We start from the raw sequence: 12,805 nt of genomic DNA on the forward strand, positions 1-12,805 counted from the left end.
GGCAGAGCGGCCAAAGTTCCCGGGGTGTTTTTGGTGATATTGCTGTTATTTCTTGGTATTGCCGCCCATCCGGCGATCCCGGCGGGCGTATTCCTCCAGCGCCTGGTCGAAGCATTCCTTGGTGAAATCGGGGAACAGCACCGGCGTGAAGTAGAATTCGGCGTAGGCGCACTGCCACAGCAGGAAGTTGGAAAGGCGCTCCTCGCCGCTGGTGCGGATCATCAGATCCACCGGCGGCAGCTGGCGGTAGAGATGGCTCTCGATGGTCTTCTCGTCGATGGCGTCGGGGGCCAGCGTGCCGGCCTGCACCTCCTTGGCGATGCCGCGCACCGCATCGGTGAGCTCGGCGTGGCTGCCGTAGTTCAGGCAGAAGTTCACAATGCCCTTGGTGTTGTCCTTGGTCAGGTTCATCATGTAGTCCATGGCGTCCAGCACACGCTGCTGCAGCCCCTCCCGGCGGCCGCTGAACAGCACCTGACAGCCCCGCTCGTTCATCTCGTCGGCGATGGTGCGGAAGTTGTTGGCAAACAGATCCATCAGATAGCCCACTTCCCTGGCGTCACGGGAAAAGTTCTCGGTGGAGAAGACGTAGAGGGAGAGCACATGCACGCCCCGGTCGCCCACGGCGTAGCGGGTAATCTCCTTCAGGCGGTCAAAGCCGGCCTTGTGGCCCAAACTGGCGGGCATCAGTCGCTGACGGGCCCAGCGGCGGTTGCCGTCCACGATGATGGCCACGTGGTTGGGAATGCGGGAAACGGTTTCGTTGGACATAGCGGGACTCCTTTTTTATGATTGTTGGGGCGCCTGGGGCAGCAGCTGCTCCGGCGGTTCTTCGCCGGGGTGATGGGCGCGCCAGTTGAGAAAACTTTCCAGAATGACCGCGGCCGATACGGAATCCAGCCGCTCCTTGCGCTTCTGGCCGAAGGTATCGTTGCCGGCCAGAATGGCTGCCGCCGAGACGGTGGTCCGGCGCTCATCCCACAGCACCACGGGGCATCCGGCGGTGTTGGCCAGCCGCTGGGCGAACCGGCGGCTCTTGGCGGCGCGGGAACCTTCGGTGCCGTCCATGTTCTTGGGCAGGCCGCAGACAAGCCCCTCGGCGCCGCGCTGGGCAGCCACCTCGGTGACGGCGGCCGCCACCTTGTTCATGCTTTTCTCCTCGATCTGCGGCGTGATGGGGCTGGTGATGGTTTCTGACGCATCACACCCGGCCAGTCCGGTGCGCGCGTCGCCGTAATCCACGGCAAGCCATTTCATCGGCGGTTCTCCTTTGTTCACAGGGTTTGGCTTCAGTATAACACGTTTGGGCCCGCAACGCAAACAAAAAGCCGCCCGGCAGGGCGGCAGAAACGGGAGAAATCTTACACAAAGTCCCGGGGCAGCCGGCGGTCCAGCTGGACGGTCAGCAAAGCGGCCAGAGCAATTTTCAGGGCGTCGGCGGGCAGATAGGGCAGCACACAGAGGCCCAGGGCGGTGAGCAGCGGGCTGTGGGTCAGGAAGACGAACCAGAGAGTGCCCAGCGCGTAGCAGGCAAGGCAGCCCACCACCATGGCCAGCACCAGGACCGGGAAGCGGCGGCCCAGGGCTTTGGTCACAAGACCGGTGAGAAGGGCAGCCACGATATAGCCCACGGCATAGCCGCCGGTTTTGCCGAAGATGGCGGCGGGACCGCCCTGGAAACCGGCCAGCACCGGCACGCCGATGGCGGCCAGGGCCACATAGACCACCAGGCTGGCGGTGCCCCACACAGGACCCAGCATGCTGCCGGCCAGGCAGACGGCAAAGACGGCCAGGTTGATGGGCACACCCCAGGGCATGGGAATGGCGATCTGGCTGCAGACGGCCACCAGAGCGGCGAAGAGGGCGCAGAGCACCAGATGACGGACGCGATGGTTGGAAGCGGTATGCATAGCGGTAGTTCCTTTCAAAGAGAAGTGGCGGGCGCGGCGGGCAGAATGTGCACTTCGCCGCTGCTCAAGGCCACCGTTTCGGTGCGGCCGCAGGGGCGGACCACAAGACGGCATTCGTCGTCCACGGCAAGCACGGTGGCGGTGTAGGGAGCGCCCCGGCCGGGGCAGACCTGCACCGTACACCCAGGCAGCGCCTGGCGGGCGCGGTATTCCGGCAGGAAGCTGGAGGTTCGCCCGCAGTGGTAGAGGGGCCAGAATTCGTTGAGGAAGGCGGCGGCCAGTTTGGCACGGGCACCGGGCGGCGGGGCGGCGTCAAACAGACTGCCGGCAATGCCCTGGAGCTCGTCGGGCCAGCCGTCGGGCGGCGGCATAAGGTTGAAGCCGGGTCCCACGATGGCATAGTCCAGAAGGCCGGATTCCACATCCAGGGAGGCCTCGGTCAGGATGCCGCAGACTTTCCGGCCGTCCCGCCACAGATCGTTCACCCACTTGATGCGGATGGGCGCCCCGCACAGGGATTCACAGGCGCGGGCGGCAGCCACCGCCGCCATGACGGTGAGGTAGACCGCCTGCCGGGCACCGAAATCCGGCCGCACCAGCAGACTCATATACAGTCCGCCCGGCGGGGAAAAGAAGCTGCGCCCGTTGCGGCCCCGCCCGGCCGACTGGGCCTGGGCGATGAGGACCAGCCCTTCGGGGGCGCCCTGGGTGGCACGGGCGCGCAGGGCGGCGTTGGTGCCGGGCAGCCGGTCGTACACTTCGATCTGCAAGGCCCCGGCCACTTCGGGAGACAGCAGTGCGGTGACGGCATCGGCGTGGAGGATGTCGGCTCCGGCGGGCAGGCGGTAGCCCCGGTTGGTGGCCGCCTCGATGGGGACGCCGTCGGCACGCAGGGAAGCCACCGCTTTCCATACCGCGTTGCGGCTGACCCCCAGCTGACGGGCCAGCGCCTGTCCCGAGCGGTAGTGACCCCGGGCGGATTCCAGTGCCGCCAGAACCTCTGCCTTGCTCACGGTATCCACCCTCCCTTGCGCCTGCTTTTCCAGTATAGCGGCACCGAAACCGGAATGTCAACGGAAAGCGGCGGTGGGGGTTGACAATCGCACAAAAAAAGAAGAGATCCGCGTATGCGGACCTCTTCAGAAAAGCTATGGGAAAAATCAGCGCTGGATACGGCCGGAACCGTCGCCGCCGACCAGCTTCTCCACCTCAGACACGGTGACCATGTTGTAGTCGCCCTCGATGGAGTGCTTCAGGGCAGAAGCAGCCACGGCGAACTCCACGGCGTCCTGGGTGCTCTTGCCGGACAGCAGCGCGTAGATCAGGCCGCCGCCGAAGCTGTCACCGCCGCCCACGCGGTCGATGATGTGCAGGTCGTACTTCTTGCTGAAGCAGTACTCGTTGGAGGCAACGTCGTAGAGCATGGCGCTCCAGCCGTTGTCGAAGGCGGAATGGCTCTCACGCAGGGTGATGGCCACCTTCTCGAAGCCGAACTTGTCGGCCAGCTGCTTGGCAACGCTCTTGTAGCCCTCGCGGTTGATCTCACCGGCGTAGATGTCGGTGGCCTCGGCCTCGATGCCGAAGACATCCTTGGCATCCTCCTCGTTGGAGATGCAGACATCCACGTACTGGCACAGATCGGTCATGGCAGCGCGGGCCTGCTCACGGGTCCACAGCTTGCCGCGGTAGTTCAGGTCGCAGCTGATCTTCACGCCATGGGCCTTGGCAGCCTTGCAGGCTTCGCGGCAGATGTCCACCACGTTGGGGCCCAGGGCCGGGGTGATGCCGGTGAAGTGGAACCAGTCCACGCCCTCGAAGATGGAATCCCAGTCGAAGTCGGCAGTGGTGGCTTCCTGGATGGCGGAATGGGCACGGTCGTAGATGCAGACGGAACCACGCTGGGAAGCGCCCTTCTCGTTGTAGTAGATGCCCACACGGTCACCGCCGCGGGTGATCTTGGAGGTATCGACGCCGTAGCGGCGCAGGCTGTTCACAGCGGCCTGGCCGATGGCATGGGCGGGCAGCTTGGTGACGTAGATGGCATCGGCGCCATAGTTGGCCAGGGAGACGGCCACGTTGGCCTCACCGCCGCCGAAGGTGAATTCCAGGTGATCGGCCTGGACGAAACGCTCGTAGTTGTACGGCTGCAGACGGACCATCAGTTCGCCAAAAGTAACGACTTTCATGAAGAGACTCCTTTTATTTCAGATTGTATACAGAACGTGAGAGAAAGCTCAGCGCTGAACCAGGTGCAGGGCGAAGCCGGCGATCTCATCCGCAAAGTAGATGGCGGTGGTCTTGCCGTCCTTGACCTTCTTGCTGTCCATGTCGAACTTGACGCCGCGCTGGCCCAGGTGGAAGACGGCGCGGTCCACGTTGTTGGTCAGGATGGCGATGTGGCCGTGGGTGCCGCGGCCCGGCTTCTTCATGATCTCGAATTCCTTCTTGCCCACGAAAATGCTGCTGTTGCCCGGCTTGACAGCCATGCTCAGCAGGTTGCCGATGGTCTCGGCGGTCTTGGCAGCCTCGGCGTCGTCGGCGCAGTTGATGCCGATGTGGCCCAGCTCCAGGCCCAGCATGGTGTCCACGGCCTCACGGCACATGGCGGTGATTTCATCCCAGGCGCCGGCCTTGATCTTGTCGCTCTTGCACATCCAGGTGCCGCCCACGGCGAAGATGGGATCGTAGGCCAGGTACTCGTTGACGTTCTTGGCGTTGATGCCGCCGGTGCACATCCACTTGCAGGTCTTCAGGGCGCCGCCGATGTTCTTCAGCATGGCCACGCCGCCGTTGGCCTCGGCAGGGAAGAACTTGATGGCCTCGCAGCCCAGGTTCATGGCCTGCTGCATCTCACCGGCGCTGCAGGTGCCGGGCATCATCAGGCCGCCCTTGTCGAAGACGTGCTTGGTGACGTTGGGGTCAAAGCCCGGCGAAACGATGAAAGAAGCGCCGGCCGCCAGCGCACGGTCCGCCTGATCGGTGGTCAGGACGGTGCCGGCACCCAGCAGCATGTCGGGCAGCTCCTCGTGGATCTTCTTGATGCACTCCTCGGCGCAGGCCGTGCGGAAGGTGACCTCCGCCGCGGGCAGACCGCCGGCGATCAGGGCCTTGCACAGGGGCAGGGCCTCGTCCACGCTATTGAAGGCAATGACCGGAATAATGCCGATCTCATACACACGCTGAACAACAGGATTCATAGCAATTCTCCTTCACTGGTTCGGTGCGCGGTGTCGCCGGTGGGCCCGGCGCATACCTGCGTACTGGTTTAGTATCATTATATCCGGCGGTGTGGCGGCCGTCAATCGGGCAAAATGAACCATGATAGGCCAATAATTTGGGGTACAGCCTGCCGGAATTCCGCAATCCGGCATAAGGGCTTGCAAATGGGGCCAATCCTTGTTATAATCGTTCCGTGATACGGAACGGCTCCGGCCGAACGAGGCAAAAGCGAAAAATGTGAATATTTTGTTAATTTTTGGGAAGAGGGCGATCTTGTGGCGGAAAAAGGCGGCGTACAGAGTGTGGAGCGGATCTTTGCGCTGATCGAGCTGCTGGCGGCCCACCCGGCGGGGGCCAGCCTGCAGACGCTGGCCCAGGGCACCGCCCTGGCCAAGAGCACGGTGCACCGGCTGCTGGCCAGCCTGGTGGGGCTGGGGTATGTCTCCCAGGAGGAGACTTCGGGGCGGTATCGCCTGACGCTGAAGATGTTTGAGCTTTCCAGCGGCATCGTCAACGATATGGCCATCATGGAGGTGGCCAAGGCCCATCTGGAGCGGTTGGCCCAGCGCACCGGCGAGGCGGTGCATCTGGTCATCCGGGACGGCCAGGACATTGTCTACATTTATAAGACGGAGAACGGTCCCATGCGGATGTCCAGCCGGGTGGGCATGCGCAGCCCGCTCTACTGCACCGGCGTGGGCAAGGCCATTCTGGCCACGCTGCCCGCCGGGGAGGTGGCCCAGGTCTGGGCTGCCAGCCGGCCCCGCAAGCTCACCGAGCGGACGGTGGCGGACCTGCCCCATCTGCAGGAACAGCTGGAGACGGTGCGGGCCAAGGGCTACGCGGTGGACGACGAGGAAAACGAGCTGGGGGTGCGCTGCGTGGCGGTGGCCATCCCGGGACCGGACGGCCGGGCGGACAGCGCCTTCTCCATCAGCGGCCTGACCCCCTACATGACGCCGGAGCGCATCCGGCGCATCGCGGCCATGGCGTTGGACTCCCGCACCGACATTCTGGCGGACCTGGGCATCGCCCGCCGCAGTGCCGCACAAACCGAATAACAGAAAACGGGCTTCCCCGGCGGGAAGCCCGTTTTTTATGCGGGATAGAAGTTGGACAGGATGGAGAGCATGGTGTCCAGGCTGCGCTCGTTGAATTCCAGAATCAGGATATCGCAGCCGGGCTGCTGCGCGATGGCGGGATCGAAGGTGTCGATATGCTCGCGCCAGCAGCCGGCAAACCGGCTCTCCAGGTAGGGCATGTAATACTCGCTGAAGGAATCGCCGATGACCCGCACCACCCGGTCGTCCTTCTCAAACAGGGTGTCGTAGCCGGGCACCTCGTAGGTGGTCTCGGGGGGCAGCACGGCGTAGAGGGCGGCCACATTGGCCATGTCGCCGGTGGTGGTGCCGCTGGCCTGGACGGGATATTCCTCCGGCGCCAGGGTGGGCATCTCCAGCGCCGAAAAGATACCGTCCAGCCCGATGAGCGCCCCCACCGCGTTCCAGTGGGTGTCGGTCTTGTAGTAGAGCGGCCGCTCGGGATGGAGCTTGGCCTGGCTGCGCAGGGTGGGGTACTGCCACACCACCGGCACCGTGGTGTGGGACTGCAGGTAGGCGGCCATCCGGTCGGTGCGGTTCTCCTCGCTGATGATGGGGTAGCCGTCCGGCATGTATTCCTGGTAAACCCGGTCCTTGCTGGGGGTCAGGTCCAGCACCAGGGTGCAGCCGTTCTCGGCCAGATCATCGCTGAGGATTTGCAGCGCCGCGCTGGCGCGGGCCAGTGTCTCCTCGCTGTCCTGCTGGTCGGTCAGGCCCTGGTAGTTGGCCACCGGCTGGGCCGCCGTGGGACCGTCCTTGTAGAACAGCCAGCCGTCCTTGCCCGGCAGCACCTGGTCGCTCTGGCTGCTGCCGAAGAGCTCATAGTCTATTCCGGCGTTCAGCAGCACGAACTGGTAGCGGAAGGGGGAATTGTCCACAAAGAAGTTGTCCAGGTTCTTGCTCAGTTCCCGCAGGGGGCTCTGCAGCACCTGGGGCAGGCCGGTCATCAGGCGGTTCTCGTGGCTGTCCATCGAGAGCTGCTTGGAAAAGATGTTGAACACGGCAAAGGAGAGCCCCAGTACCGCGCAGAAAACGACGATCAGAATGGTTTGCGCTGTCTTTTTCACGGGTCATCCCTCCTTTAGAACTGGAAATAGATAAAGGCACTGTAGGTGCCGGCGGTCACCCGCATGAGGCTGAAGAAGAACAGCACCAGCAGCCCCGCCACCATGGGAACCCCGGGAGCCCTGCGGGCGTAGAGGGCTTCCTTCAGCCGCGGGAACAGGGCCTGCACAGGGCCGCACAGCAGTACGGCGGCGGCCAGGATCAGCAGCAGTTTGGTGTCGGTGAAGGCGGCCAGCGTGTAGCCGGGGGCGCCCTCCTGCCAGCAGAAAATGCCCTTCCATGCGTCCAGCCCCTGGGCCAGACCCGGGGCGCCGAAGATGATCAGCGTCAGCCACAGGACCACCACGGCGTAGAGATGCTGCACCGCGCCGGGCAGCTTCTCCAGCAGGCGGCGCAGACCCAGCCGTTCGAGACAGAGCAGCAGGCCGTGGAGCAGCCCGAAAAATACGTACTGCCAGGCGGCGCCGTGCCACAGGCCGGTGAGCAGGAAGACGATGATCAGGTTGCGGCAGGTGCACAGCGTGCTGCAATGGCTGCCGCCCAGGGGAAAGTAGAGATAATCCCGGAACCAGCTGGACAGCGAGATATGCCACCGGCGCCAGTATTCGCCGATGCTTTTGGCCAGGTAGGGGTAGTCGAAGTTCTCCGGCAGATCCAGCCCGAAGAAGCAGCCGATGCCGATGGCCATATCGCTGTAGCCGGAAAAGTCAAAATACAGCTGCAGCATGTAGGCCACGTACCCCAGCACCAGTATGGGGGCGGGCACGGTGTCGGCGGGCACCGAGGTCACCCGCTGGTAGATCAGGGCGATCTGGTCGGCGATGATGGCCTTTTTGGAAAGACCGAAGATGAACCGCTTGATGCCATAGGCAAAGCGGTCAGCGGTCACACGGCGGGGTTCGCCCCGGGGATCCAGCATGGGGGCCTGCTGCCCGTAACGGACGATGGGGCCGGAGGGACCGTGGCCGAAGAAGGCAAGGAACACAAAGAACCGCAGGGGATTGCGGGCGGGCTGCACATGGCCGACGGCCACGTCGATGCAGTAGCCGATGGCCGTGAAGATGTAGAAGCTGATGCCCAGGGGCAGGGCCGGCGCCAGGACCGGCAGCAGGCCGGGCACAAAGGTGTTGACGGTCTCGGCGGCAAACCCGGCGTACTTGAAGACCGCCAGCACCCCCAGGTCCGCCACGATCAGCAGGATCAGCAGCACTTTTTTGAAGGGCAGATGTTTCAGCGCCAGGCCGCCCAACCAGTTGAGAGCGGCCAGCCCCACCAGCAGGGCAGCACCCCGCAGGCCGGACCAGGCGAAGAACACCAGGCTGAACAGGCAGAGCACGGCGTTGCGGGCAAAACGGGGCAGCAGATAATAGACCACCAGCGTCAGCGGCAGAAAGATAAAGAGAAATTGAACGGAAGAAAAGGCCATACAGTATTCCTGCGTCTTTCATAAAAATTTTACATCTGTTTCCATTATACGGCGCCGTAAGGGATTCGGCAAGGCAAAATTCGACAGAAACGGGCATTTTTTTACCGGCAGTACACCGGGGCGGCCATAGACAACACCCCGCAAAAAGGCTATAATAATTCTATCTGTACAATCAAGGAGGCCCGGGATGGAAAACCTGATCTTTGGAGCGTTTGCCACGCTGGAAGGCTACCGGGAGGGTGACGCCGCCAACCTGGGCCGCGGGGTGTATGACCGGTGCACCGTGGTGGCGCTGTGCAGTGCCAAAGCCCGGAACCCGAGGTGCACGGTGGCGCTGGTGACCAACGCACCGCTGCCCGAACCCTACGCCGGGCAGCTGGCGGCGGCCGGGGTGGAGGTGTGGCGCTGTCCCTTTGATAGTTACCGCGTTTCGGCGGAAACCAACTGGGCGCTGGCCTATTACAAGCTCTGTGCCATGGAGTGGGTGCTGGCCAACCGGGAGTTTGCCCGGGTGGCCATGCTGGACCTGGACACCTACACCCAGTATCCGCTGGATGATCTCTGGCGGGAGGCTGACGAGGCGGTGCTGCTCTACCAGACGCCCCACGCCGCCAGCCAGGGCATGGCCCAGGCCATCTCTGACATCTACGACGAGGTCCACCCCGAGGGAGCTCCCCATGTGCTGACCCATTTCGGCGGGGAACTGGTGGCGGGCAGCAAGGCCCGGCTGCAGGACTTCCTGGAACGGTGCCGCTGTTACTATGACGCGCTGCAGCAAAAGGGCATCACGCCCCGGGAGGGCGACGAAGCCATCTGGTGTGCCGCTGCCTACGAATGCCAGCAGGCCGGGCAGCCGGTGCGGGCGGCCAACGCCTATATTTTCCGGTACTGGCTGGGCGGGCGGTTCTATTTTGTCTCCACCAACTATGTGCTGGACCCCGTCTGCATCCTGCATCTGCCCGGCGCCGCCAAGGAGCGGCAGCTCAAGCTGCTCTATTACAGCTATACAAAGCGGGGAACCTTCCCGGCGGCGGCCCGGGTCCATAAACTGTGCTGCCTGCCTCCCGCCCGTCCGCCGCTGCTGGCGACGGTCTGGGTGCGGCTGAAAGCAAGACTCTGCCACTGAACCAAAAGGAGCAACCATGTCCCGACACACTTCCAAGGATCTGACCCAACGGCTGGAGACCGTCATCAAAACGCTGATTCCCCAGCGCGGCCAGAGCGCCGACGAGCTGGGGCCGATGATGCGTGCCATCAAGGCCATCCACAGCGTTACCGACAATACTTCCACCTCCCCGGAGGACCTGGAACGCCAGCGGGCGGCCCAGGAACTGTTCGGGCGGCTGGTGGCGCCCTCCCAGGGCATCCGCACCGACGGGCTGACGGTGGGCAAGGTGCCGGCCGAATGGGTGAGCCTGGAACACGGCCATGACCGGCGCCACGCGGTGCTCTACTGCCATGGCGGCGGTTTCACCTGCGGCCAGCTGGGCTATGCCCGGATTCTGGCCAGCAAGCTGGCCCTCTGCACCGGGTTTGACGTGCTCTCCTTCGAGTACCGCCTGTCCCCCGAGCACCGCTACCCGGCGGCGCTGCAGGACGCGCTGGCCATGTGGGATTATATGATGTATATGGGCTACGGCGCCCGGGATGTGATCGTGGCGGGGGATTCCGCCGGGGGCAACCTGGCGCTGGAACTCTGCCTGAAAATCAAGGCCCAGGGGCGCGCCCAGCCCCGGGGACTGCTGCTGTTCAGCCCCTGGACCGACATGACCACAGGGGGCAAGAGTTACCGCACCTGCCGGGACCTGGACCCCATGCTGACGCTGGAATATGTGGAAGCGATACGGGCGGCCTACGCCGGGCCCGATGCCGAGTGGGCCGATCCCTGTTACAGCCCGCTGTTCGCCGATCTGCGGGGAATGCCGCCTGCCCTGATTCAGGTGGGCACCAACGAGATTCTGCGGTCTGACGGTGAGCGGCTGGCCGAAGCCCTGCAGAAGGCCGGCGGGTACGCCAGACTGGAAGTGTACGAGGAGTGCTGGCATGTTTTCCAGCAGATGCCGATCCATCGCGCCGAGGTGGCCATGGAGGCGGCCGGGCGGTTTGTGCAGCGGCTGATGTGACCGGGGCGCAGCCCAGAAAACGAGGAGTCCTATGTCCCAAGCATGGTACAAAGTTGATAATGTGGCCAAGGTGTTTCTGGCCACCACCACCCGTCGGGATCCGCGGGTCTTCCGGATCAGCTGCACGCTGACCGAGGAGGTGGAGCCCGACACCCTCAACGAGGCACTGCGCCGCACGGCGGGGGAGTGGCCCCAGTTCCAGGTTACACTGCACCGGGGGCTGTTCTGGCATTATTTTGAAGCCACCGACCAGCTGCCCGTGGCCAAGCCGGAGAACAAGGAGCCCTGTGCTCCGCTCTATGTGCCGGAGCGCCGCAACCAGCTCATCTACCGGGTGAGTTACTTCGGCGCGCGGATCAATCTGGAGATGTTCCACGCCATGACGGATGGCAACGGCGGTTTTCTCTTCCTGAAATCGCTGGTGCGCAACTATCTGGCGCTGCGCCATCCCGGCACGCTGGACCATGTGCCCACCCCCAACGGTGCCTCGGAGGCGGACCTGGCCCAGGACAGCTTCAAGAACTTTTACGAGGGCACCCGCCGCGCCAGCCCGGCCAAGGTACCCAAGGCCTATCACCTGCGGGGGGCGCGGCTGCCCTACGACCAGCTGCAGTATTTTGAAGGACATCTCAGCGCCAGGGAGGTGCTGGCCCGGGCCCGGACGCTGGGGGTATCGCTGACCAGTTATCTGGGAGCTTCCCTGATGCTGGCCATCTACGGCGAGATGGCCACGATGGACCGGCGCAAACCCATCTCCATCAGCCTGCCGGTAAACCTGCGCAACTACTATCCCAGCGAGACGGCGCGCAACTTCTTCAATTCGGTTTATGTGACCCACACGCTGACCGACGGTGATACGCTGGCCACGGTGGCCCCGGTGTTTGACGCCAAACTCAAGGAGATCCTGCACCCCGAGAACATCAAGGCCCAGATGGACGAGTACGAAAAACTGGAGCACATGCCGGGCATCCGGCCGGTGCCGCTTTTCATCAAGAATCTGGCGGTGCGGTTCTTCACCCATCTGGAGGAAACCCACGTCACGGCGGTGCTCTCCAATATGGGCAGGGTGGAGGTGGCCGAGGAACTGCGGCCCTACATCCGGCAGTTTGCGGCCTTTTCCAGCTGCGAGGGGCTCTTCACCTGTGTGTGTTCCTATGGGGACGACCTGGTGCTGGGCACGGCCTCGGCTCTGCGCAGCACCAACGTGCTGCGGCGGTTTTACCGGGGACTGGCAGCCGACGGTCTGCAGGTCACCCTCTATGCAACGGAGGTGGAAAAATGAAGACCTGTCCCCATTGTCATATCACCATCGGCGGCAGCGCGGCCTACTGCCCGCTGTGCCAGAACCGGCTGTCCGGCCCTGACGAAGCCCCCTGGTGGCCCAGGATCACGCCGCCGGTGCGGCGGTTCAGCCTGCTGTTCAAGATCGTTGCCTTTGTGCTGCTGGCCGCCACAATGGTGGTCATGGCCATCGATTTCCTGCTGGTGCCGGAGCCCCACCACCACGAAAGCCTGCTGATGCTGGTGTGGGTGGTGGCGGCACTGCTGGTGCTGCGGGGACTGCTGCGCCGCCGCTACAACGGCCCAAGGCAGGTGTTCTCGCTGCTATTGCTGGTGTCGGGACTGCTCATCTTTACCGACTGGTACAACGGCTACACCGGCTACAGCCTGGACATTGTGATTCCCATTCTTTGCAGTGTCACGCTGGTCTGCAATTTTATCTTTGCCTTCTGCCGCAGCCGCTTCACCCAGAACGCGCTGGTCTATATGCTGCTGAACATCGGCATAGGCATTCTGCCTTATCTGCTGCTGCTCTTCCGGGTGGGGACCGGCCGCATCGATGCCCACAGCATCCCCTGGGTCATCTGCCTGATCATCAGCTCGGTGACCTGCCTGGGGCTTATCATCTTCCAGGGGCGCAAACTGCGCAGCGAACTGGAAAAACGCCTGCATATGTAAAAA

Annotated in this window: 13 protein-coding genes; 5 read left to right on the forward strand and 8 right to left on the reverse strand. The window is 63.7% G+C overall.

The features are described from left to right. Window positions 1–45: 45 nt before the first annotated feature. The 6 genes from uppS to eda form a co-directional block, all read right to left on the reverse strand. Window positions 46–771 (reverse strand): polyprenyl diphosphate synthase, encoded by a 726-nt coding sequence (gene uppS, locus ABGT73_RS02650; RefSeq protein ID WP_346668291.1) that lies wholly within the window; start codon window positions 769–771, stop codon window positions 46–48. 15 nt (window positions 772–786) lie between these two features. Then, the gene (ruvX, locus tag ABGT73_RS02655) at window positions 787–1,257 is read right to left on the reverse strand and encodes a Holliday junction resolvase RuvX (RefSeq protein WP_346668292.1); all 471 of its coding nucleotides are present in this window, start codon (window positions 1,255–1,257) and stop codon (window positions 787–789) included. A 104-nt stretch (window positions 1,258–1,361) separates the two neighbouring features. Next, the gene (locus ABGT73_RS02660; protein ID WP_346668293.1) at window positions 1,362–1,910 is read right to left on the reverse strand and encodes a biotin transporter BioY; all 549 of its coding nucleotides are present in this window, start codon (window positions 1,908–1,910) and stop codon (window positions 1,362–1,364) included. Window positions 1,911–1,924: 14 nt separating this feature from the next. Further along, window positions 1,925–2,923 carry a biotin--[acetyl-CoA-carboxylase] ligase gene (locus ABGT73_RS02665; protein WP_346668294.1) on the reverse strand — a complete coding sequence of 333 codons (999 nt, stop codon included), beginning with the start codon at window positions 2,921–2,923 and terminating at the stop codon, window positions 1,925–1,927. A 147-nt stretch (window positions 2,924–3,070) separates the two neighbouring features. Further along, entirely contained in the window at window positions 3,071–4,096 is a 1,026-nt protein-coding gene (locus tag ABGT73_RS02670) for a sugar kinase (RefSeq protein ID WP_346668295.1), read from the reverse strand. A gap of 48 nt (window positions 4,097–4,144) precedes the next feature. After that, complete coding sequence (eda, locus tag ABGT73_RS02675; protein WP_346668296.1) at window positions 4,145–5,107, reverse strand: bifunctional 4-hydroxy-2-oxoglutarate aldolase/2-dehydro-3-deoxy-phosphogluconate aldolase; 963 nt, start codon at window positions 5,105–5,107, stop codon at window positions 4,145–4,147. Window positions 5,108–5,404: 297 nt separating this feature from the next. Here eda and ABGT73_RS02680 point away from each other — a divergent pair, with 297 nt between their 5' ends. Next, complete coding sequence (locus ABGT73_RS02680) at window positions 5,405–6,190, forward strand: IclR family transcriptional regulator (RefSeq protein ID WP_346668297.1); 786 nt, start codon at window positions 5,405–5,407, stop codon at window positions 6,188–6,190. 35 nt (window positions 6,191–6,225) lie between these two features. Here the strand turns inward: ABGT73_RS02680 and ABGT73_RS02685 are convergent, their stop codons facing one another. Continuing rightward, window positions 6,226–7,296, reverse strand: coding sequence for an alginate O-acetyltransferase AlgX-related protein (locus ABGT73_RS02685; protein ID WP_346668298.1), 1,071 nt, complete (start codon window positions 7,294–7,296; stop codon window positions 6,226–6,228). Between the two features lie 14 nt (window positions 7,297–7,310). After that, on the reverse strand, window positions 7,311–8,720 hold the full coding sequence (locus ABGT73_RS02690) for an MBOAT family O-acyltransferase (RefSeq protein WP_346668299.1): 1,410 nt from the start codon (window positions 8,718–8,720) through the stop codon (window positions 7,311–7,313). Window positions 8,721–8,907: 187 nt separating this feature from the next. Between ABGT73_RS02690 and ABGT73_RS02695 the strand changes: the two genes are divergently transcribed. Genes ABGT73_RS02695 through ABGT73_RS02710 form a run of 4 tightly spaced genes read left to right on the forward strand, consistent with a single transcriptional unit; the run spans window position 8,908 to window position 12,802 of the window. Continuing rightward, window positions 8,908–9,846: a hypothetical protein gene (locus ABGT73_RS02695; protein WP_346668300.1), complete on the forward strand. Its 939-nt coding sequence runs from the start codon at window positions 8,908–8,910 to the stop codon at window positions 9,844–9,846. Window positions 9,847–9,862: 16 nt separating this feature from the next. Next, the gene (locus ABGT73_RS02700; protein ID WP_346668301.1) at window positions 9,863–10,843 is read left to right on the forward strand and encodes an alpha/beta hydrolase; all 981 of its coding nucleotides are present in this window, start codon (window positions 9,863–9,865) and stop codon (window positions 10,841–10,843) included. Between the two features lie 31 nt (window positions 10,844–10,874). Next, window positions 10,875–12,125 carry a hypothetical protein gene (locus ABGT73_RS02705; RefSeq protein ID WP_346668302.1) on the forward strand — a complete coding sequence of 417 codons (1,251 nt, stop codon included), beginning with the start codon at window positions 10,875–10,877 and terminating at the stop codon, window positions 12,123–12,125. Further along, window positions 12,122–12,802 carry a DUF6320 domain-containing protein gene (locus ABGT73_RS02710; RefSeq protein ID WP_346668303.1) on the forward strand — a complete coding sequence of 227 codons (681 nt, stop codon included), beginning with the start codon at window positions 12,122–12,124 and terminating at the stop codon, window positions 12,800–12,802. Before ABGT73_RS02705 ends, ABGT73_RS02710 begins: the two co-directional genes overlap by 4 nt. The last annotated feature ends 3 nt before the right edge of the window (window positions 12,803–12,805 follow it).

The organism is uncultured Subdoligranulum sp., assembly GCF_963931595.1.
In the GTDB taxonomy this organism is placed as follows: Bacteria; Bacillota; Clostridia; order Oscillospirales; family Ruminococcaceae; genus Gemmiger.